Origin of the sequence: Vibrio sp. 10N.286.52.F8 (genome assembly GCF_041468745.1) — a bacterium.
Taxonomy (GTDB): Bacteria; Pseudomonadota; Gammaproteobacteria; order Enterobacterales; family Vibrionaceae; genus Vibrio; species Vibrio crassostreae_C.
The window spans coordinates 58,071-80,378 of record NZ_JBFRJF010000050.1; the positions used below are offsets into that span (position 1 = coordinate 58,071).

Genomic DNA, 22,308 nt, shown 5'->3' on the forward strand with positions numbered 1-22,308 from the left:
CCTATGTTGACCTACCGAGTCGTGATTGAAGATTAATATGAAGACGTTATGCCTTTATCGCGCTTAATCGTTAAGCAGTTTAGAAATATTGAAGCCTGTGACATTCAACCGTCATCAGGCTTTAACTTTCTTATAGGGGCTAACGGAAGCGGCAAAACCAGTGTCCTTGAAGCGGTGTATCTGCTCGGACATGGTCGCTCATTCAAGAGTTCACTTACCGGTCGTATCATACAAAACGAGTGTAGTGAGCTGTTTGTACATGGCCGTTTTATGACCTCGGATCAATTTGAGCTGCCAATTGGCATTAATAAGCAGCGCGATGGCACGACAGAGGTTAAAATAAGCGGTCAAACTGGGCAAAAGTTGGCTCAGTTAGCTCAAGTCTTACCTTTGCAGTTGATTCACCCTGAAGGGTTTGATTTACTAACCGATGGACCTAAGCATCGCCGAGCATTCATTGATTGGGGAGTCTTCCACAGTGAGTCGGGCTTTTATGATGCGTGGGGCAGGGTAAAGCGCCTCAATAAGCAGCGAAACGCCTTATTGAAAACGGCAACGCACTATCGAGAGCTGAGCTATTGGGACCAAGAATTGGCCCGTTTAGCAGAAAGCATCAGTCAGTGGCGTGCCACCTACGTTGATCAGCTCAAAGAAGTCGCCGAAGAAATCTGTGCGACCTTCCTTCCTGAGTTTGAGATAAAGATTAACTACTATCGTGGCTGGGACAAAGACACCCCGTACGCCGATATATTAGAAAATAATTTTGAAAGGGATCAGCAGCTTGGTTACACCTTTAGTGGGCCAAACAAAGCGGATCTGAAGATAAAAGTGAACGGCACTCCAGTGGAAGATGTCTTGTCACGAGGTCAATTGAAGTTGATGGTGTGCGCGCTACGAGTAGCACAAGGGCAACACCTCACTCAAATGACAGGTAAGCAGTGCATCTATTTGATAGATGACTTCGCTTCCGAATTAGATAGCCAACGCCGAGCACGTCTTGCTGAGTGTTTAAAGGCGACCCAGGCTCAAGTTTTTGTAAGCTCTATTACCGCTGATCAGATTGCAGATATGCATGACGAAAATAGCAGGATGTTTCATGTGGAACATGGCAAAATAGAGCAAGGATAATTAGTCAGAGAGTAACTATGTCAGATAATTACGATTCATCGAGTATTAAAGTACTGAAGGGTCTGGATGCGGTACGTAAGCGTCCTGGAATGTACATTGGCGACACGGATGATGGTACCGGTCTGCACCACATGGTTTTTGAGGTGGTAGATAACTCTATTGATGAAGCGCTAGCTGGTCACTGTAATGACATCATTGTAACTATCCATGAAGATAGTTCTGTGTCTGTGAGCGATGACGGCCGTGGTATTCCAACAGAATTGCACCCAGAAGAAAACGTATCTGCAGCCGAAGTAATCATGACGGTTCTTCACGCTGGTGGTAAGTTCGATGATAACTCGTACAAGGTATCTGGTGGTCTGCACGGTGTTGGTGTTTCAGTAGTTAACGCACTTTCTAAGCAAGTTACTCTTACTATCCACCGCGGTGGCAAAATCCACACTCAAACCTACAGCCACGGTGAGCCTCAAGCGCCACTAGCGGTTATCGGTGACACGGATAAAACAGGTACAGAGATTCGTTTCTGGCCGAGTGAAGAAACCTTCACTAACATCGAGTTCCATTACGACATTTTAGCTAAGCGTCTACGTGAGCTATCATTCTTGAACTCAGGTGTATCAATTAAGCTAATTGACGAGCGCGAAGAAGACAAAATGGATCACTTCGAATACGAAGGCGGTATCCAAGCGTTTGTTGAACACCTTAATACTAACAAAACGCCAATCATCCAAAAAATCTTCCACTTTAACTCTGAGCGCGAAGACGGTATTACCGTTGAAGTTGCGATGCAGTGGAATGACGGCTACCAAGAAAACATCTACTGTTTCACCAACAACATCCCTCAACGCGATGGTGGTGCTCACTTAGCAGGTTTCCGTGCGGCGCTAACGCGTACTCTGAACAGCTTCATGGACAAGGAAGGCTTCTCTAAGAAAGCGAAGACTGCGACCTCTGGTGATGATGCTCGTGAAGGTCTGACGGCGATTGTTTCTGTTAAAGTGCCTGATCCTAAGTTCTCAAGCCAAACTAAAGATAAGCTGGTTTCTTCAGAAGTGAAGTCTGCCGTTGAATCTACAATGGGTGAGAAGTTGTCTGAGTTCCTTATTGAGAACCCAGGTGAAGCGAAAACAGTTTGTTCTAAAATTATTGATGCAGCACGTGCTCGTGATGCAGCGCGTAAAGCTCGTGAAATGACTCGTCGTAAAGGCGCATTAGATTTAGCGGGTCTTCCTGGTAAGCTTGCTGACTGTCAGGAAAAAGATCCTGCACTGTCTGAACTATATATTGTGGAAGGAGACTCTGCTGGCGGTTCAGCTAAGCAGGGGCGTAACCGTAAGAACCAAGCAATCCTACCGCTGAAAGGTAAAATCCTTAACGTAGAGAAAGCACGTTTCGATAAAATGCTGTCTTCTCAAGAAGTAGCAACGCTAATCACCGCTCTTGGTTGTGGTATTGGTCGTGACGAATACAACCCAGATAAACTGCGTTACCACAACATCATCATCATGACCGATGCCGATGTCGATGGTTCTCACATCCGTACCCTGCTACTGACGTTCTTCTACCGTCAAATGCCAGAGCTGATTGAACGTGGCTACATCTACATTGCTCAACCGCCACTTTACAAAGTGAAGAAAGGTAAGCAAGAGCAGTACATTAAAGATGAAGATGCGATGAACCAGTATCAAGTATCTTTGGCTTTAGACAACGCAGAACTGCACGTAAACCCTGAAGCGCCAGCATTTGCAGGTGAAGGTTTAGAGAAGCTTGTTCAGCAATACAATGCAGGCATCAAGCTTGTTGATCGTATGAGCCGCCGTTACCCACGCGCATTGGTTCACGAACTGATTTACGTTCCTCGTCTAACGGCCGAGCAGTGTCATGATGACGCGGCAGTTGAAGCTTGGGGTAAGCAGCTTGTTGAACAGCTAAACGCGAAAGAAGTAGGTGCAAGCCAATACAGCCTTGAAGTTGAAAAACACGAAGAGCTAGGCTTAAGCGTTCCTAAGATTGTGGTTCGTACTCATGGTGTGACTCATGAACACCTACTAAGCATCGATCTTATTAACTCTAAAGAGTTTGGTAAGCTAGCGGATCTTTCTGAAGCTCTTGATGGCTTGATTGAAGAAGGCGCTTACATTAAGCGTGGTGAGCGTACTCAAGAAGTTTCTAGCTTCGTTGATGCTCTGAACTGGTTAGTGAAAGAGTCTCGTCGTGGTCTAAGCCTACAGCGATACAAAGGTCTAGGTGAGATGAACCCTGATCAACTTTGGGAAACCACAATGGATCCTGAAACTCGCCGTATGATGCAAGTAACAATTGAAGACGCTGTTGGTGCTGATTTGTTGTTTACGACGCTAATGGGTGACCAAGTTGAACCTCGTCGTAACTTCATCGAAGAGAATGCACTGAAAGTAGCAAACCTAGACGTTTAGTCTCTTTGATACTTCGCTCTTTGGCTTAATTTCTGTGTCAGAGGTGCTCACATACATTCGTATGCTCCGCGCCTCTTCCTTGAACTAAAGCCAAATAGCTTCGTCTCAAAAAACTAAAATCATTTTAAAGCACTATCCTTTGGATGGTGCTTTTTTATGTTTGTAAGATATTGAAAAATATTGAGTTGCAAAAATAATTGAAAATAACCCCTTGAAACTATTTTGCTCAATCCATATATCTATTTGTGAAGAGGATGACTGTCTTGCTCTACAAGAGAAGAAACAGAACCTTCATTACCGCTAACGAAGTATCGCTCAATAGAGGATAACTTTGGCAGCACACAACTTAAAAATTGATTCATTGCCATGTCCCAGCGTTGTCGCCAATAGAGGTGAAACCCGAGGAATGCGAATTGAATCTCTTAGCTGTTTACTGGGTCACACACAGGTTAGATCCAAGTAAAATTCGCAGCTAAGACTATTGCTTACTAAAAGGATAGCATTATGAGAACTGTAGATTTCACTCCACTTTACCGCAACGCAATCGGCTTCGATCGTCTATTCAACATGATGGAAGCGAATACATCGAAGAACTCTTCTGGCGGTTACCCTCCATACAACATCGAGCAAAAAGACGAGAACAACTACCGTATTACTATGGCAGTCGCTGGTTTTGCTGATGACCAATTAGATCTGACTCAGAAAGAGAACATGCTAATTGTGAAAGGTGAGCGTAAAGCAGAAGCAGAGAAAACCTTCGTATACCAAGGTATCGCAGAGCGCGATTTCGAGCGTAAATTCCAACTGGCTGACTACGTAAAAGTGGTAGGTGCAAGCATGGAAAATGGTCTTCTTCACATCGACCTCGAACGCGAAATCCCAGAAGCGATGCAACCACGTAAGATTGCTATCAATGGTAATAGTTTACTAGAAGGCTAATTACTGTTAGCTCCTTAGAGCTAAAAAATATCGGGAAGTAAAAGTGAAAGAGCACCTAATGAGGTGCTCTTTTTGTATTTGACCTGCGGTAAGCTAAAAGCTCTTATTACTGCTCTGAGTAAGCCTTTTTCACTTCTTCAGCAATGATAGCAATGCCTTTCTGCATCGCCTCATCATCTTGTACGTAGTTCATGCGTAAGCACTGGTGAGCATGATCCCACTCGTCTTCTTGGCCGATAAAGAAGTATTCACCCGGAACAATCAATACGCCGCGCTCTTTCAAGCGCTTATACAGTTCCATGGTAGTGATGGGCAGCTCATCAAACCATAGCCACAAGAAGATGGCGCCTTCAGGTTTGTGAATTCTAAAGCGTGGGTCGTCAATAGCATCTTGTAAGAGCTCAACTGCACGTAGAGATTTATCTTTATAGAAAGGTTTGATCACCTCGCTGCTTAAGCGCAGTAAATCGCCTTTTTCAATCATGTGATTGGCAATTGCAGGGCCGACGCTGTTTGGCGCTAAGCTGATGATGCCATTCATGTTGGTCAATGCTTGTGTTACTTCTTCACTCGCAATCACGATACCGCAACGCACACCCGGCAAACCAAGCTTAGAAAGGCTCATGCACAGAATCGTATTTTCATTCCAGAACGGTTCGACATCTTCAAAGATGATGTTTGGAAACGGCAGGCCGTAAGCATTGTCGATCAGCAGTGGGATGTTGTTTTCACGCGCCAGTGTATCCAATTTACGTACTTCTTCGTCGGTCAGTACGTTACCTGTTGGGTTAGTTGGACGAGATGCACAGATAGCGGCAACCGAGTCATCAACCTTAAGCTTTTCAAAATCAACATGGTATTTGAACTGGCGGTTTTCTAGCAGTTCGATCTCTGGGTGGTAAGAGATAAAAATATCGTCATCAATACCCGCGTCGCCGTAGCCGATGTATTCCGGTGCGATCGGCAGTAGGATTTTCTTATGTGAGCCGTCAGGCTGTTGGCCTGCTAGCAGGTTGAATAGGTAGAAGAAGCCACTTTGACTGCCATTAGTCAGGCTGATGTTCTTCTCGCTGATGTCCCAACCGTAGGTCTCTTTCAGCATTGCCGCTAACGATTTGATGAAGCTGTCTTTACCCTGCGGACCATCGTAGTTGGCGAGGGCGGCGATGAGTTCTCCACTGGCGAGCATGTCGGCACTGGCTTGGTTAAAGTAATCGAGCATGGCAGGGATAGCGGCTGGGTTGCCACCACCGAGCATGATAGCGCCAGGAGTGCGCAGGCCATCATTCAAATCATCCATTAAACGAGTGATTCCAGAGTATCGATTAAACTTTTCGCCAAACTTAGAGAACTGCATTACTAATTTTACCTAATTCATTGTGATTGCTTGTTACGTGTCATTAAGGCAGACCTTATGTCTGCCATCAGTGTATTCCTTGAACATACCGCAATGTTTTTGCGACGCATAGCGCCAAATGCTCTAACACGTAAAAAACTTCTATAAAGTTTGGTTAATGAGTGACAGCTTGCTTATTGAACGTACCTTTAGCGATAAAAAAGGAGAAGCCTAAGCTTCCCCTTTAGTTTCTGGTGTTTATGTTAATGAAGGTTTAGTTCGAACCGGTATAAACGACTAATACCTTGTCATCTTGGTATTGGCGTTCGAACGCATAGTAGCCCTTGCTGTTACGGATGATGTGCTTACCCTGAGCAACGGCTGGGTGGCGTTGGCGGAATTGGCCAAGCGCTTGCCAGTGTTCTAGCAGCTCTGCACGTTCGCCAGTGATTTGATCCCAAGGCATGTCTGAGCGTGTGCCTTGCATTGGATCAGACCCCGTTGGGCCAAAGTCTCGGGCGATTTCATCGCCGTAATAGATCTGTACCGCACCGGGAGCCAGCATCAACGCGTTTGCAGCTTTGGTTTGTTTTGCAAAGTCACTGCCATGTTGTGTCCAGAATAGCGAGGTGTCGTGAGACGAAAGGTAACTCAGTACGTTGAACTCGCTGTCGTTGTTGATCTTCTCTGCGTATCGAAGGTAATCAGCATCAAGATCGGATAGGCACTTGAGCGCCTTTGGTGCGATATCACTCTGGAATTCAAAGTTGATGATCGAATCAAATCCGTTAGCGAAGTAATCTGATTTGACCACGCTGTGTGCCCATACTTCGCCAGTCATCCAGAAGGGTAAGTCATCCAAGGCCTTGTCTGGGTTGTTCTGTTTCCACTCGGCAAGTGCCTGGTTGGTGCTCTCTTTCAGTTCTGCCCATGCTTCGAGTTCAACGTGTTTAGCGGTATCGACCCTGAAACCATCGACACCATATTCGCGCACCCAATCCGATAACCAAGTGATTAAATGGTTACGAGGTGTTTTGAGTTCATCGGTCGCGCTGGTGGACTTATTGCGATAGAAATTAGGCAGCCCGATTGTCTCTGTCGACTCTGTTTTGAAATCGGGCAGATGCGCCAAAGACATGGTGAGGTTATTGTAGCCCGGAGAGTCATAGGCGCCGATATCGCTGCGTAGCCAAGCTTTGCCCCACCACTTTTCCCACGCTTCTTTGTCGCTGTAAGAGATGTAGTTGTTGAAGTAGTGCCAGTTCTGACCTTTGGCAGGTTGCCAATCTGTCCAGTTTTCGCCAAGTGTTTGTTTGGCTTCTTCGTCAGTTAGGTTGAGCTTACCAAAATCAAACTCTTGCATGTCGGCAAGCGTCGCATAGCCGGTGTGGTTCATTACCACATCCCAAACAACACGAATGCCTTTGCTATGCGCGGTATCGATGAAGGTTTTTAGCTCGTCTTCGGTGCCCATGTTGTCATCGAGCTTGGTCCAATCTTGATGGTAGTAGCCGTGGTAGCCGTAGTGTTTGAAGTCACCTCGATCACCGCCGCCAACCCAGCCGTGGATTTGCTCTAACGGAGACGTTATCCAGATAGCATTAGCACCGAGTGATTCTATGTAATCGAGTTTTTCGGTTAAGCCTGCCAAGTCACCACCGTGGAAGGTGCCGATTTCGTCTTGTCCATCTTGGCTGCGACCGTAACTGTTGTCGTTATCAGGATTACCATTGTGGAAGCGGTCAGTCATTACGAAGTAAACCGTGGCGTTATCCCAACTAAAGTCAGCTTTGGTTTCTGGTTCTACTTTCTCAAGCAGCAGAACACCTTGGCTATTTTCTGCTGGCTGCATGGTGACGCTGCCATTCGTTACTGTGACTTGTTTGCCTGAAAGAGCGTCTCTAACCACGGTGCCATCATCAAAGGTTTGAGCAACGTCGATGATGGTTGGTTCGTCACTAGCAACCGGACAAGCAAAGCTTTGTACTTGTTGTTGCTTCGGCTTTATCTGAACGGTCAGTTCATTGGTTTGTGGGTTGAGCATAAACTGATAGGTGTTAGCGCGAAAGATCTTGATATCTAATTCAGACTTCTCGGCGCAGTCGTCTAGGCGAAGGGGTTTATTGAATTTGATGCGGTTTTCTTCAGCCAGCGCATAGTTGGTGCCACAGGTATTTTGAGTATCGCTGATAGAGAAGGTATAGCTACCTTTCGCGAGTTCCTGTTCTGCAATCACGGTGCCTTTACCGGATGATTCGAATACGACAGTGTCGTTATCAATTGTCAGTAATAGGTTGTTGTCACTGGTTTGGCTGCATGCGCTGAGTGCGAGTATTGAAAGCGCGAGTACTGTTTTTTTCATTGTTCCCTTCCCCTGAATAAACAGGTCAGTTATAGCAAACAATGCCCTCTACAGTCTGAGTGCTGTTTCATTCAGTTAATCAATAAGACCTCTACAAACAAATGCTTGGTTCACAAAAACAAAAAGGGAAGCTTTCGCTTCCCTTTGGGTGTTTACCGTTAATTACTCAGAGTATGACTTAGAGTAATTGTCTCACTTGTGCTTATTTTTGCAGTAGAGAGATGTCAGCAATCTGTAGGAACAGGTTACGTAGGTTGTTCAGTAGCGTTAGACGGTTCTTCTTAAGCGCTTCGTCATCAGCCATAACCATTACGTTATCGAAGAATGCATCAACTGGTTCACGTAGATCAGCAAGCTTGCTTAGGGCTTCTTGGTAGTTACCTGTTGCGAATGCTGGCTCTAGTGCTTCCGTCATTACTTCAACGTTTTCAGCCAGTGCTTTCTCTGCGTCTTCTTGAAGAAGCGTTAGGTCGATTTCAGCTGGTAGCTCGCCATCGAATTTCGCAAGGATATTACCTACACGCTTGTTCGCTGCTGCTAGTGCTTCTGCTGCTTCCAGTTCACGGAAGTGAGAAACCGCTTTAACACGTTGGTCAAAGTCAGCAGGCTTAGTTGGACGACGTGCTAGTACCGCTTGGATGATATCAACGCTGAAACCAGCATCTTGGTACCATGCGCGGAAACGACCTAGCATGAAGTCGATAACGTCAGCTTCTACGTTGTCGTTGGTTAGCTTGTCGCCTAGTAGCTCTTTCGCTTTGCCGATCAGATCGGTTAGGTCTAGGTTGTAGCCGTTTTCAACGATGATACGTAGCACACCTAGAGACGCACGACGAAGTGCAAATGGGTCAGAACCTTTTGGTGCTTGGCCAATACCGAAGATACCTACGATAGTGTCTAGCTTGTCTGCCATTGCTACTGCTGAAGAGATACCAGTGCTTGGTAGATCGTCACCCGCGAAACGAGGCATGTATTGCTCGTAAAGTGCCAGTGCAACTTGCTCGTCTTCACCGTCGTGAGTCGCGTAGTGCATGCCCATCACACCTTGAGTATCGGTAAATTCGAATACCATAGAGGTCATTAGGTCACACTTAGCCAGTAGGCCAGCACGTTTAGACTTTTCAACGTCAGCATCGATTTGCTCAGCAATGTAGCCTGCAAGCTCTGTGATGCGGTCTGTTTTGTCTTTGATAGTACCCAATTGCTTCTGGAAGATAGCCTGGTCTAGTTCAGCAAGACGGTCGATAAGCGGACGCTTACGGTCGGTGTTGAAGAAGAATTCAGCATCAGCAAGACGTGGGCGTACCACTTTCTCGTTACCTTCGATAACGTGACGAGGCTCTTTAGACTCGATGTTCGATACGAAGATGAAGTTCGGTAGTAGCTTCTTGTTGTCATCGTAAACAGGGAAGTACTTTTGGTCACCCTTCATGGTGTAAACCAAAGCTTCAGAAGGGACTTTTAGGAACTCTTCTTCAAACTTCGCTGTCAGTACTACTGGCCATTCAACCAGAGACGTTACTTCTTCAACAAGGTCATCTTCTAGGTCAGCTGTACCGCCAACCGCAGCTGCCGCTTTTTTCGAATCAGCAAGGATGATCGCTTTACGCGCTTCGTAATCTGCCATTACTTTACCGCGCTCTTCTAGGATCGCAGGGTATTGGTCAGCAGAGTCGATTGTGAACTCTTGTTCGCCCATGAAACGGTGGCCACGGATAGTACGAGCAGATGCTACGCCTAGGATTTCGCCTTCAACAAGCTCATCACCTAGTAGTACTGTCAGTGTTTTTACTGGACGGATAAATTGAATGTCTGAGTTACCCCAGCGCATTGCTTTAGGAATTGGTAGGCCAGCCAGTGCTTTCGCAGCAATGTCCATCACCAATTCTTGAACTGGTTTGCCAGCTACTTCTTGTTTGAAAAGAAGCCACTCGCCTTTGTCTGTTTTCAGACGGTCAGCTTGCTCAACAGTAATACCGTTACCACGAGCCCAACCTTGTGCCGCTTTGGTCGCGTTGCCTTCAGCATCGAATGCCACAGAAACAGCAGGGCCACGTTTCTCAACCACTTTGTCTGCTTGGCCTTCAGCCAGTGCAGTTACTTTAAGTGCTAGACGACGAGGTGCTGCGTACCACTTGATGCCTTCGTGAGAAAGCTCAGCCGTTTTAAGATCTGCTTCAAAGTTAGAAGCAAACGCTTCTGCTAGAGAACGAAGTGCTGTTGGTGGAAGCTCTTCCGTACCCAGTTCAATTAGAAAATTCTTCGCCATGATTATTTACCTTCCTTCTTACACATTGGGAAGCCAAGCGCTTCACGTGACGCGTAGTACGCTTCAGCAACTGATTTAGTCAGGTTGCGGATACGAAGGATGTAACGTTGACGCTCTGTTACAGAGATAGCTTTGCGCGCATCAAGGATGTTGAATGCGTGACCTGCTTTTAGAATGCGCTCGTAAGCTGGAAGCGGCAGTGGCTTCTCAAGCTCAAGTAGCTCTTTACACTCTTTCTCGCACTGGTCGAAGAAAGTGAATAGGAAATCTACGTCTGCGTGCTCGAAGTTGTACGTCGATTGCTCAACTTCGTTTTGGTGGAAGATGTCACCGTAAGTCACGTTAGAACCGTCTGGTGCTACGTTCCATACTAGGTCGTAAACAGAATCTACTTCCTGGATGTACATTGCTAGACGCTCGATACCGTAAGTGATCTCGCCAGTTACTGGCTTACACTCAAGGCCGCCAACCTGTTGGAAGTAAGTAAACTGAGTTACTTCCATGCCGTTTAGCCATACTTCCCAACCAAGGCCCCATGCGCCTAGTGTTGGGTTTTCCCAGTTATCTTCAACGAAGCGAATGTCGTGAACAAGTGGGTCAACACCAAGAACCTCTAGGGAGCCTAGGTACAACTCTTGGATATTGTCTGGCGATGGTTTTAGCGCTACTTGGAATTGGTAGTAGTGCTGCAGACGGTTCGGGTTTTCACCGTAACGGCCATCGGTCGGACGACGAGAAGGTTGAACGTAAGCTGTAGACATTGGCTCTGGGCCAAGTGCTCGTAGACATGTCATTGGGTGAGAGGTGCCTGCACCTACTTCCATATCTAGAGGTTGAACAATGGTACAACCGTTTTGAGCCCAGTAATCCTGCAGCGCGAGGATCATTCCCTGGAAGGTTTTGATATCGTATTTTTGCATAGTCAGGTTCGCGCGATTCTTTTAAATGAATGAGAAAAATATCCTCTGAGTATACCGAGATATTCGTAAAGCGAGTAGGGGTAATCTTGTTTAATTAGTGGTCTAAAATGTCGTTTAGTGGATTTTTTTGCCTTTAATGTTTGTTTTTCGGCACAAGTGGATATTTTGATAAGTTTGACACTTGTGTTTGAAAGCGTGGGTGATTAAAATCTCGCGGTCTTTGGGGAGTAGCTTACTTATTCATATCCTATTGAATGAGTTCGTTCGTCAACATAATTGATGCAAAATCATCATGGCGTTCGAGGCAACCACCACCTTGGTGGTGCTTAGCAAGACCATAGACAAGCATCGTGAACCGGGATGGGGCGCGAGGTTTGTCTTTGGTTAAATATAATAATCCCCATCCCAAATGAGCATGTCGTGAGCGTTTTAGCAATTTCAATTACAACTGTCGCCTTAGCCGAGATCGGTGATAAGACTCAGTTGCTATCTCTTTTATTAGCCAGTCGATATCGCAAGCCGATACCTATCATCGCAGCTATCTTCTTTGCCACCATTGCCAATCATGCCCTTGCAGCATGGCTCGGGGTCGTGGTTGCTGATTATCTTTCACCTGAAGTATTAAAGTGGGTGCTGGTGGTCAGTTTCATTGCGATGGCTGGCTGGATTTTGATTCCCGATAAGTTAGATGACGATGAACAGATCTCAAACCGAGGACCGTTTGTCGCCAGTTTTATCGCTTTCTTTATTGCTGAGATCGGCGATAAAACCCAAATTGCGACCTCTATCCTAGGGGCTCAATATGCGGATGCATTAGCGTGGGTGATTCTGGGTACAACCATTGGTATGTTGCTGGCAAATGTGCCTGTGGTGATCATCGGTAAGCTGTCTGCTGATAAGATGCCTCTTGATCTGATTCGTAAGATCACAGCCTTGCTATTCGTGGGTTTAGCTATCGCTGCTGCTTTCTATTAACAGGTGGTATTGAGTCTTATTATACTCAATCAGTAGAGTAATGTGTTGTAGGTCATACTCTTACAGTATTGTGGGGTTTATCGAGCGAATGGACATATAACTGTCATACTTGTCATGATATTTTAATCTTGTGAGTTAAGAACACGAGGGCATGATTATGTTGACGCGTTATATGGGTATTACTCCACAAAGCCAAAGTTATCTATTTACTTTTGGTCTTGCACTTACACTGTTAGGCATGGTGTTGACGGACATGTGGCTGCCAATGGTCGCGGGTGCCATCATCATGACTGCACTTGCGGTAGAGGCTTGGATTCGGGTCGCGCATATTATTCCGATGCGCAAAGATATCCGAGAAATTCAGCATCAGCTGGAGCATCTGCAAAACAAATCTAGAAGCGAATAAACAAAAAGCCGCTCGTACTCTGAGTTCTGTTTAAGAACATAAGGTACGAGCGGCTTTTTTGATACTTGATAGTCGGTGGGGCGTTACGCCTCCAATCCCTTTCTGATCAAATACTGGTAAGGCAACGTTTCTGTTGCTTGGCCTACCAACTGGTGATCCATGAATCGACAAAAGCTCGGAATATCTCGAGTTGTCGAAGGATCGTCAGCTTTTACCAGTAACACATCGCCATCCTGCATGTTTCTAATTGTCTTCCTGACCATCATTACTGGTTCCGGGCAACGCAGGCCTTCAGCTTCTAAAGTATGGGTTGCCAGTTCAGGTTTGAATGTCATGGTTTGTATCTCTATATCTATCTAACGAGTGAATAATACGTCTGCAGAAAAAATATGCAATAAGTGCTTGGCAAACAGAATCATTTCCTATAACTTAGTTAACAAGTTGATAACAACTTAAAGCAAAGGCAACTAGCTAAGGAGTGGCGATGTTGACAGGATTAGATAGATTAACAATTTATTCGGTTCTCTGTTTTATTTCTTTTTGTGCGTTAGTACTACGCTCATCGACAGAGACCTCACTGATGCCTATTTTTGGCATAGTAGCAACGATTATTGGTATTTGGGTAGAGATGCGCCGTTGGCAAGGCATAGCCGAAGAGCAAGAGCACTAACCCGAATACAGCAAGCGAATTCCGATACGACAACATTCCGACACTATCCCCCAATTTTCTTGGGCTTCCCCGCGTAATTGCGGGATTTTTTTTATCTAAAGCATGCTATAAACAACTTAGTGACTAATGGCAATCGTATACAGCTAGGTAAGTGGCGTGGAATTAGAAGACATCTATCGTAGAGACCTTAATTTATTGGTCGCTTTAAAGGTATTGATTGAAGAGGGCAGCGTAAGCCAGGCCGCACTTCGTCTTAACTTAAGCCAATCCGCAACCAGTCGAGTATTAGGGCGTTTAAGAGAATTACTAAACGATCCGTTGTTTACACGTCAAGGTCAGCACCTTATTCCTACCAAGAAAGCACTCGAGATCAGTCAGCGTATTGATCAGCCTTTGGAGTCTTTTCGCCAATTGCTGAGTCCGAGTGACTTTGACCCTTACTATTGCAGCGAACGTTTTCTGATCGCTACCACCGATTATGCGATGCAAACCATCTTGCCTTATGCGTTGCCTAAGATTTATGAACAAGCACCCAATATCTCTTTGGAGTTTGCTCCGTTGCAGCATGAGCATTTGTTTAAACAGCTCAGCACCGAACGCGTTGATATGGCGATCTGTCGTCCGAGTGGCAGCATTGCACCACTTCATCAAGAAGTCTTGGGGCCGGTTGGTGTGTCGTGTCTGTTATCTAAAAACCATCCATTAGCCGATCAACCTTTAAGCCTTGCAGACTATGTTTCACTCCCACATGCGATGATTGCGATCAGTGATGGTGTTAAGGCTTTATTGGACAACGCTTTAGCTAATCAACAACCCAGAAAAATGGTACTGCGTGCTTATCACCTTGAAGCGGCATTGGCGATTGTCGATAGAATGCCGTTGGTGATTACTGTGCCTGCTGATTTGGCTTATTTGGTAGCAGAGCGTTATGACTTGGTTGTTAAGCCATTACCATTTGAATTTATGCCGTTTGATTACTCACTGATCTGGCACTCGCGTTGCGATTCTTCTGCTTCACAACAATGGTTAAGAAGAGTGGTAAAAGAAGAGTGTGGTGAGTTGATTCAAAAACGGATTGCGGATGTCGGTTTGGGTTAACCGGATCTGAGTCTGAGTTCACTTGACCCGAATGACAAAAACGCAAAAGGGCTGATAAAAATCAGCCCTTTGTTGTTTTGGGTTATCCAAGCCTAAAGCTGTTGCTTAAGGTTTGATAACTTTATGTTTGAGAGCCTATAGTTTAATGACTACGCGACCAGTGATTTGACCGTTAGTGATGTCTTCTGCTGCTTGAATTGCACCGTCTAAAGACACTTCTTTGGTTGCTTGAGCGTAGAAAGATTCTGGTAGTAGCTCAGCCAGTTGTTCCCACGCTTTAATACGTTTTTCACGAGGGCACATTACAGAATCAACACCTTGTAGGCGAACGTTACGCAGAATGAATGGCATTACCGTGGTTGGTAAGTCAAAACCGCCTGCTAGACCACACATCGCAACCGCACCGTTGTAATCAATTTGCGCCAATACTTTCGCAAGCACTTTGCTGCCTACCGTATCGATAGCGCCAGCCCACAGTTGTTTTTCTAGTGGCTTAGCTGGTTCTTCTAGTTCAGCACGCTCTACAATACGTGTCGCGCCTAGTGATTTAAGTAGTTCACCGTTTACAGAAGCACGGCCAGTCACTGCTGCCACTTTGTAGCCCAGTTGGTTTAGTAGAGTGATAGATACGCTACCTACACCGCCACTTGCGCCGGTAACTAGGATTTCACCGTCTTCTGGTTTGATGCCTGCATCTACGATAGCTTGCACACAAAGCATTGCCGTGAAGCCTGCTGTACCGATCGCCATGACTTTCTTAGCGTCTAGACCTTTAGGCATTGGCACTAACCAATCACCGTTTAGGCTCGCTTTTTCAGCCATGCCGCCCCAGTGACCTTCACCAACACCCCAACCCGTTAAAACAACTTCGTCGCCTGCTTTGTAGCGTGGGTCATCAGATTGTGAAACCACACCTGAAAGGTCGATACCAGGAACCATAGGGAAGTTACGAACAATGCGCCCTTTACCTGTAATCGCCAAACCATCTTTGTAGTTCAAAGAAGAGTAGCTAACATCAATCTTCACGTTACCTTCTGGTAATTGAGATTCTTCAATTTGAGAAACTGACGCGATAGTTTTTTTGTCTTCTTGGTTTAGTACAAGTGCTTTAAACATGATCTGCTCCGTGGAGGAATATTAGGAAACTGAAGTAACTTTAGTTGAATCATCCGAGAAAAAATAATGAAACATCAACATTGAATATATGCGTTTTGTGCATAGATGTCAGGGTTGGCTTTTCTCTCGTTGAGTTAGCTGAACACAATCGATGCATTGTTGGATGCCAAGCAATAAAAAGTGCAGCTATATAAATATAGCTGCACAAAAGATTACCCTTCAAATATTACAGTCAGTAAACGCTATGGGCGTTCAAATACCGTTGCAATACCTTGGCCTAAACCAATACACATAGTCGCCAAGCCGTATTTCACGTCTTGTGCTTCCATCAGGTTGATTAGCGTCGTCGAGATACGAGAACCAGAACAGCCTAGTGGGTGACCCAGAGCAATCGCACCGCCGTTAAGGTTTACTTTCTCGTCAACAACATCCAGTAGACCTAAGTCTTTAGCACAAGGTAGAGATTGAGCAGCAAACGCTTCGTTTAACTCAATCACACCCATGTCTTCAATGGTTAGTCCTGCACGTTTAAGTGCTTTTTGGGTTGCTGGTACTGGGCCGTAACCCATGATTGAAGGATCGCAGCCAGCGATAGCCATAGACTTCACGCGAGCGCGAATCTTAAGGCCAAGTGCGTTAGCTTTCTCTTCGCTCATGATAAGCATTGCAGAAGCACCATCAGACAGAGCTGATGAAGTACCTGCTGTTACTGTGCCGTTTGCTGGGTCAAATACCGGACGCAGCTGGGATAAGCCTTCAACTGTTGTCTCTGGGCGAATGACTTCGTCGTAATCCAGAGTGAACAGAGAACCGTCTGCAGCGTGAGCTTCGGTTGGCAGGATTTCATTTTTGAAACGACCTTCAACCGTAGCTGCTTGAGCGCGAGCATGTGAGCGTGCTGCGAATGCATCTTGGTCTTCACGGCTAATACCGTGCATTTTGCCTAACATCTCAGCGGTTAGCCCCATCATGCCGGCCGCTTTTGCTACGTGTTTTGACATGCCTGGGTGAAAATCAACACCATGGTTCATTGGTACGTGGCCCATGTGCTCCACACCACCAATCAGGCAGATTTCAGCATCACCAACCATGATAGAGCGAGTTGCATCATGCAAAGCTTGCATAGATGAACCACATAAACGGTTGACTGTTACAGCACCAATCTCAATCGGTAGACCAGCAAGCAAGGCAGCGTTACGTGCAACGTTGAAGCCTTGCTCTAGTGTTTGTTGTACACAACCCCAGTAAATATCTTCAATTTCGACAGGGTTTACTTCTGGGTTGCGCTCTAAAATGCCTTTCATCAAATGTGCAGACAGATCTTCAGCACGAGTGTGACGGAAAGCTCCACCTTTGGAACGTCCCATTGGGGTGCGAAGGCAATCAACAACAACTACATTTTTCATTTTGCTATTCCTTTTCCAAATGTGGGTTACAGAGAACTGGCTTGTTGGCTGTCGTAAAAGCTTTCGCCCTTCGCTGCCATATCAAGCAATAGCTGAGGAACTTGGTACATTGCACCTAAGTCTTGGTAGCCTTTCGCCATTTCAACGAAGTTACCAATGCCCACACTGTCTAAGTAGCGGAATACGCCGCCTCTAAATGGAGGGAAGCCTAAACCGTAAACCAGTGCCATATCCGCTTCTTGCGGTGTCGCGATAATGCCTTCTTCTAGACAAAGCACCACTTCGTTGATCATTGGAATCATCACGCGCTGGATAATTGTTTGGTCATCAAAATCTTGTGGTGCTTGACATACGTCAGCCAAGATAGGAAGAATGTCTTCAGAGAAGGTCTTCTTCGGACGACCACGCTTGTCTACGCTGTATGTGTAGAAACCGCTACCGTTTTTCTGACCGTATTTTTCAGCAACGTAAAGTGCATCAATCGCATCACGACCTTCTTTGCCCATACGCTCTGGGAAACCTTGCGCCATCACAGCTTGTGCGTGGTGTGCAGTGTCTAGGCCTACAACGTCTAGTAAGTAAGCCGGGCCCATTGGCCAACCGAACTTGCGCTCCATCACTTTATCGATCTTAGTGAAATCAGCACCGTCGCGTAGCAACATGCTGAAACCGCCAAAGTAAGGGAAAAGTACACGGTTAACGAAGAAGCCTGGGCAGTCGTTAACAACGATTGGGGATTTACCCATCTTCGCTGCGTAAGCAACCACGCGATTGATTGTCTCTTCTGAAGTTTGTTCACCACGGATGATCTCAACCAAAGGCATGCGATGCACAGGGTTAAAGAAGTGCATGCCACAGAAGTTTTCTGGGCGCTTCAGTGATTTCGCTAGCAGGTTGATCGGAATTGTAGAGGTGTTTGATGTTAGAACCGTGTCTTCACCAACCAAACCTTCCACTTCGCTCAGTACTGCTGCTTTTACTTTCGGGTTTTCTACTACTGCTTCAACAATCACATCCGACTGTTCTACACCCGCGTAATGCAGGCTTGGAGTAATAGAAGACAGAATACCTGCCATCTTGAATCCATCTAAGCGACCGCGTGATAAGCGTTTATTCAACAGCTTAGATGCTTCGTTCATACCTAGATCAAGCGATGCTTGTGCGATGTCTTTCATCATCACTGGCACGCCTTTTAGAGCTGATTGGTAAGCAATACCGCCGCCCATGATACCTGCACCAAGTACGGCTGCACGCTCAGTTGCTTTGTTTGCTGACTTACCCGCTTGTTTCGCTAAGCCTTTGATGTACTGGTCATTCAGGAATAAGCCAACTAATGCTTTTGCTTCTTCCGATTTCGCTAGCTTAACGAAGTGCTTACGTTCGATGTCGAGTGCTGCATCGCGATTGCTGCGTGCTGCTTCTTCAATCGCAATCACAGAAGTAATCGGAGCTGGGTAGTGAGGCCCTGCTTTTTGAGCAACTAAGCCCTTCGCCATGGTAAAGCTCATCATCGCTTCGAGTTTGCTTAGTGAAAGCGCTGATGTCTTTTGTTTACGGCGTAGCTGCCAGTCTAATTTTTCATTAGCAGCCAGAGAAACGGTATTGATTGCCGATTCTAGTAACTGGTCTGTTTCAACAATCGCATCTAACAAGCCAACTTTAAGCGCTTCATCTGCACGGCATGCTTTGCCTTGCGTGATAATTTCCATTGCGCTGTCAGCACCGATAACACGAGGTAGGCGCACACAACCACCAAAACCAGGCATGATGCCAAGTTTGGTTTCAGGTAGGCCAATGCTGGTGGTCTTGTCACCGATACGGAAATCGGTAGCGAGTACACATTCACAGCCGCCGCCAAGGGCATGGCCACGCATCATTGAAAGAGTTGGGACAGGAAGGTCTTCGAGCTTGCTGAAGATTGAATTAGCGAATCTTAACCATTCATCAAGTTCTGCTTCTGGCTTAGCAAATAGGCCAAGAAATTCAGTGATGTCTGCGCCTACAATGAACGCGTCTTTGTTTGAAGTTAAGATTAAACCACGTAATCCTGCGTGAGCATTAAGAGCATCTAACGCTTTATCTAGTGATTCTAAAGTAGCAAGGTCGAGTTTGTTTACAGAGGCTGGTGCACAGAAGCTTAATTCCGCAATACCATCTTGTAATTCCTTTACCTGTAGGGTGTTAGCTTGGTAAATCATTGTCTATCTCCATGACATACAATCCACGATTGTTTGAGAGAATCTTGTTATCTTTCTATTATTGTAGAATACCTGGTAAGACCAGTTATCTTAGTCTGTACCTCTGCTTGATTAATTTCAATACATTTTTTAAACAATTGTTTAACATTGTGCGATGGCACAGATCCTCTAACCCTTATTATTCACGCGTGATACACTTCGTCGCTCTTATTAACTAAGTTAACGATATGAATGAACAGCCTTATTTAATACCTTCTGCGTCGGCTCTGTTTGAAGAAGAGATAAAAAAGAGCGTCTTTATTACGCATCTTGCTCATACTCCAAGTGTTGAAGCTGCAAAACAGTTCGTAGAACAGGTGAGAAAAGAGCATTCTTCAGCACGACATAACTGTTGGGGTTTTGTTGCAGGTCGACCTGAAGACTCAATGCTTTGGGGTTTCAGTGATGATGGTGAACCCTCGGGTACAGCGGGTAAGCCTATCTTGGCGCAACTATCGGGCTCTGGTGTCGGTGAATTAACGGCTGTTGTGACGCGCTACTCTGGCGGAATTAAGCTTGGAACCGGCGGTTTGGTTAAGGCTTACGGCGGTGGCGTACAACAAGCTCTCAAGCTGCTTCAAACTATCGAGAAAAAAATAACCACAAAATTACGGCTAGAGTTAGACTATGGCTTTGTGCCGATCGCACAATCCATCATGGCTCAGCATCAGGCTGTTGAGGTCCAAGCGGATTATGGTGTTCAAGTTGAGCTTATTATTGAAATAGAGCTCCTTCAGGTAGATTCGTTTACCCAAACCATGATCAATAAAAGCGGTGCTAAGGCACTGGTAACGAAAGTCAAAGACAACTAGGAAGTGTGAAGCATTTCGCTTCGTTCAATAGCTCATGCAATTTCGCTCAATTATTCGAATCGTCGGATTATTATTAGCACTTTTTAGTGTATCAATGCTTGCTCCTGCGCTCGTCGCACTGATCTATCGAGATGGTGCGGGTGTGCCATTTGTGACGACCTTCTTCGTTCTCTTATTCTGTGGAGCAACTTGCTGGTTTCCAAACCGACGTTATAAGCATGAATTGAAAGCGCGTGATGGCTTTTTGATTGTTGTTCTGTTTTGGACGGTAATCGGTAGTGCGGGTGCGCTGCCGTTTTTGATCGCCGATAACCCCAATGTGTCGGTAACCGATGCTTTCTTCGAATCCTTCTCTGCATTAACTACGACAGGTGCGACCGTAATTGTCGGCCTCGATGATCTGCCTAAGGCGATTCTGTTTTATCGCCAATTCCTGCAATGGTTTGGTGGTATGGGTATAATCGTATTAGCGGTAGCCATCCTTCCTGTTCTCGGCATCGGTGGTATGCAGCTATATCGTGCAGAAATCCCGGGCCCTGTAAAAGACAGTAAGATGACTCCGCGTATTGCTGAAACGGCAAAAGCGCTTTGGTACATCTATCTGAGTCTAACGATTGCTTGTGCGGTGGCGTTTTGGCTTGCTGGCATGAGCTTCTTTGATGCTATCAGTCATAGCTTCTCTACTATTGCGATTGGTGGCTTCTCGACTCACGACGCGAGTATGGGCTATTTCAATAGCCCAGCGATCAATATGATTACGGTCGTGTTCCTTCTTATCTCTGCGTGTAACTATTCGCTTCACTTTGCGGCCTTTGCTTCGGGTGGTGTGCATCCTAAGTATTACTGGAAAGATCCTGAGTTCCGCGCCTTTATCTTTATTCAAGCAGTCTTGTTCTTAGTTTGTTTCTTATTACTGCTTAATCACCACTCTTATGACTCGTATTATGATGCTTTTGATCAAGCGTTGTTCCAAACAGTATCTATATCTACGACAGCAGGCTTCACCACTACTGGCTTCTCCGAGTGGCCATTGTTCTTACCTGTTCTGCTTCTGTTCTCTTCTTTTATAGGAGGCTGTGCAGGTTCAACGGGCGGTGGTATGAAGGTCATTCGAATCTTATTGCTTACTCTGCAAGGTGCTCGTGAAATGAAGCGTCTTGTTCACCCGCGTGCTGTCTATACCATCAAGGTTGGCGGTTCTGCGTTACCACAACGTGTCGTGGATGCGGTTTGGGGCTTCTTCTCTGCTTATGCCTTGGTTTTTGTGGTTTGTATGTTGGCTCTTATTGCAACTGGTATGGATGAGCTGAGTGCTTTCTCTGCCGTAGCGGCAACATTGAATAACCTTGGCCCGGGCTTAGGTGAAGTGGCAATGCACTTCGGCGATGTGAATGACAAGGCTAAGTGGGTGTTGATCGTATCTATGCTGTTTGGTCGTTTAGAGATATTCACCTTATTAATTTTATTGACCCCTACGTTTTGGCGTAGCTAAGGACAACATTGTGGCAAAAGCTCTATTTTTGTATTCAAGCCGTGAAGGGCAGACCAAGAAAATCTTGAACTATATAAAAGAAGAAATGAATGAGTTCGAATGTGAGCTTCAAGATCTGCACACTGTTACTAGTGTCGACTTTGCTCAATACGACAGAGTTTTGATTGGTGCATCTATTCGTTATGGCCACCTTAATAAGAAGCTATATCAGTTCATTGATGCCAACCTCGCGCAGTTGCAATCAAATAAGGTTGCCTTCTTCTGCGTTAACTTAACGGCTCGTAAAGAAGACCAAGGTAAAGATACCCCAGAAGGTAGCGCTTATATTAAGAAGTTTCTTCTTAAGTCCCAATGGCAGCCAACTTTGATCGGTGTATTTGCGGGGGCTCTCTATTACCCTCGTTATAACTGGTTCGATAAAACCATGATTCGCTTCATTATGAATATGACAGGTGGAGAAACGGATACAACCAAGGAAGTTGAGTACACAAACTGGGAAAAAGTCTCTTTATTCTCTAAGAAACTGCAAGAGATGTAAGAGAAAAGCCTACTTTTGAGGCGTTTTGAGTTCTTTTTAATCGAACGAATAAAAAAACGAGAAAAACTTCAAAAAGGGCTTGCCAGTGTGATCGAAATCTCTATAATGCCACCTCGCTGACACGGGATGGCTTCAACAGAAACCAAAACTAATCAGCAGGTCAAATTAG

The 22,308-nt window shown here is 45.6% G+C and carries 19 protein-coding genes and 1 riboswitch; of the genes, 10 read left to right on the forward strand and 9 right to left on the reverse strand.

Annotated elements, in window-relative coordinates:
* The first annotated feature begins 48 nt into the window (after positions 1–48).
* Positions 49–1,128, forward strand: coding sequence for a DNA replication/repair protein RecF (gene recF / locus AB4133_RS20915; RefSeq protein ID WP_372225628.1), 1,080 nt, complete (start codon positions 49–51; stop codon positions 1,126–1,128).
* Positions 1,129–1,145: 17 nt separating this feature from the next.
* Positions 1,146–3,563: a DNA topoisomerase (ATP-hydrolyzing) subunit B gene (gyrB, locus tag AB4133_RS20920; protein ID WP_017058811.1), complete on the forward strand. Its 2,418-nt coding sequence runs from the start codon at positions 1,146–1,148 to the stop codon at positions 3,561–3,563.
* Between the two features lie 239 nt (positions 3,564–3,802).
* Here the strand turns inward: gyrB and AB4133_RS20925 are convergent, their stop codons facing one another.
* Complete coding sequence (locus AB4133_RS20925) at positions 3,803–3,925, reverse strand: hypothetical protein (protein WP_267869012.1); 123 nt, start codon at positions 3,923–3,925, stop codon at positions 3,803–3,805.
* Positions 3,926–4,067: 142 nt separating this feature from the next.
* On the opposite strand from AB4133_RS20925, the gene AB4133_RS20930 reads away from it, so the two are divergent.
* A complete protein-coding gene (locus tag AB4133_RS20930) occupies positions 4,068–4,502 on the forward strand; it encodes an Hsp20 family protein (protein WP_009848140.1) in 435 nt (144 codons plus the stop codon).
* Positions 4,503–4,608: 106 nt separating this feature from the next.
* Here AB4133_RS20930 and AB4133_RS20935 read toward each other — a convergent pair whose 3' ends face one another.
* The 4 genes from AB4133_RS20935 to glyQ form a co-directional block, all read right to left on the reverse strand.
* Positions 4,609–5,859: a valine--pyruvate transaminase gene (locus tag AB4133_RS20935; protein ID WP_017063029.1), complete on the reverse strand. Its 1,251-nt coding sequence runs from the start codon at positions 5,857–5,859 to the stop codon at positions 4,609–4,611.
* Positions 5,860–6,112: 253 nt separating this feature from the next.
* Complete coding sequence (locus AB4133_RS20940) at positions 6,113–8,200, reverse strand: alpha-amylase (RefSeq protein ID WP_372225632.1); 2,088 nt, start codon at positions 8,198–8,200, stop codon at positions 6,113–6,115.
* A 202-nt stretch (positions 8,201–8,402) separates the two neighbouring features.
* Positions 8,403–10,469, reverse strand: coding sequence for a glycine--tRNA ligase subunit beta (glyS, locus tag AB4133_RS20945; RefSeq protein WP_372225634.1), 2,067 nt, complete (start codon positions 10,467–10,469; stop codon positions 8,403–8,405).
* Positions 10,470–10,471: 2 nt separating this feature from the next.
* Entirely contained in the window at positions 10,472–11,389 is a 918-nt protein-coding gene (gene glyQ, locus AB4133_RS20950; protein WP_017058815.1) for a glycine--tRNA ligase subunit alpha, read from the reverse strand.
* Positions 11,390–11,599: 210 nt separating this feature from the next.
* Positions 11,600–11,716: riboswitch (yybP-ykoY riboswitch) on the forward strand.
* Positions 11,717–11,809: 93 nt separating this feature from the next.
* On the opposite strand from glyQ, the gene AB4133_RS20955 reads away from it, so the two are divergent.
* Both AB4133_RS20955 and AB4133_RS20960 read left to right on the forward strand, forming a co-directional pair.
* Positions 11,810–12,364, forward strand: coding sequence for a TMEM165/GDT1 family protein (locus AB4133_RS20955; protein WP_017058817.1), 555 nt, complete (start codon positions 11,810–11,812; stop codon positions 12,362–12,364).
* A gap of 151 nt (positions 12,365–12,515) precedes the next feature.
* Entirely contained in the window at positions 12,516–12,770 is a 255-nt protein-coding gene (locus AB4133_RS20960; RefSeq protein WP_017058818.1) for a hypothetical protein, read from the forward strand.
* An 83-nt stretch (positions 12,771–12,853) separates the two neighbouring features.
* On the opposite strand, the gene tusA is transcribed toward AB4133_RS20960, so the two are convergent.
* On the reverse strand, positions 12,854–13,105 hold the full coding sequence (gene tusA, locus AB4133_RS20965; RefSeq protein ID WP_004736675.1) for a sulfurtransferase TusA: 252 nt from the start codon (positions 13,103–13,105) through the stop codon (positions 12,854–12,856).
* 149 nt (positions 13,106–13,254) lie between these two features.
* On the opposite strand from tusA, the gene AB4133_RS20970 reads away from it, so the two are divergent.
* Complete coding sequence (locus AB4133_RS20970) at positions 13,255–13,440, forward strand: hypothetical protein (RefSeq protein WP_004736674.1); 186 nt, start codon at positions 13,255–13,257, stop codon at positions 13,438–13,440.
* A 156-nt stretch (positions 13,441–13,596) separates the two neighbouring features.
* On the forward strand, positions 13,597–14,538 hold the full coding sequence (locus tag AB4133_RS20975; RefSeq protein WP_017058819.1) for a LysR family transcriptional regulator: 942 nt from the start codon (positions 13,597–13,599) through the stop codon (positions 14,536–14,538).
* A 135-nt stretch (positions 14,539–14,673) separates the two neighbouring features.
* Here AB4133_RS20975 and AB4133_RS20980 read toward each other — a convergent pair whose 3' ends face one another.
* The 3 genes from AB4133_RS20980 to fadB form a co-directional block, all read right to left on the reverse strand.
* Positions 14,674–15,654 (reverse strand): MDR family oxidoreductase, encoded by a 981-nt coding sequence (locus AB4133_RS20980; RefSeq protein WP_017058820.1) that lies wholly within the window; start codon positions 15,652–15,654, stop codon positions 14,674–14,676.
* Between the two features lie 242 nt (positions 15,655–15,896).
* Positions 15,897–17,060: an acetyl-CoA C-acyltransferase FadA gene (gene fadA, locus AB4133_RS20985; protein WP_017058821.1), complete on the reverse strand. Its 1,164-nt coding sequence runs from the start codon at positions 17,058–17,060 to the stop codon at positions 15,897–15,899.
* Positions 17,061–17,086: 26 nt separating this feature from the next.
* Positions 17,087–19,258: a fatty acid oxidation complex subunit alpha FadB gene (gene fadB / locus AB4133_RS20990; RefSeq protein WP_017058822.1), complete on the reverse strand. Its 2,172-nt coding sequence runs from the start codon at positions 19,256–19,258 to the stop codon at positions 17,087–17,089.
* 227 nt (positions 19,259–19,485) lie between these two features.
* Here fadB and AB4133_RS20995 point away from each other — a divergent pair, with 227 nt between their 5' ends.
* Genes AB4133_RS20995 through hemG form a run of 3 tightly spaced genes read left to right on the forward strand, consistent with a single transcriptional unit; the run spans position 19,486 to position 22,139 of the window.
* Positions 19,486–20,109 (forward strand): YigZ family protein, encoded by a 624-nt coding sequence (locus tag AB4133_RS20995; RefSeq protein WP_372225639.1) that lies wholly within the window; start codon positions 19,486–19,488, stop codon positions 20,107–20,109.
* Between the two features lie 34 nt (positions 20,110–20,143).
* A complete protein-coding gene (locus AB4133_RS21000) occupies positions 20,144–21,601 on the forward strand; it encodes a TrkH family potassium uptake protein (protein WP_017077285.1) in 1,458 nt (485 codons plus the stop codon).
* A 10-nt stretch (positions 21,602–21,611) separates the two neighbouring features.
* Positions 21,612–22,139 carry a menaquinone-dependent protoporphyrinogen IX dehydrogenase gene (gene hemG, locus AB4133_RS21005; RefSeq protein WP_017069584.1) on the forward strand — a complete coding sequence of 176 codons (528 nt, stop codon included), beginning with the start codon at positions 21,612–21,614 and terminating at the stop codon, positions 22,137–22,139.
* The last annotated feature ends 169 nt before the right edge of the window (positions 22,140–22,308 follow it).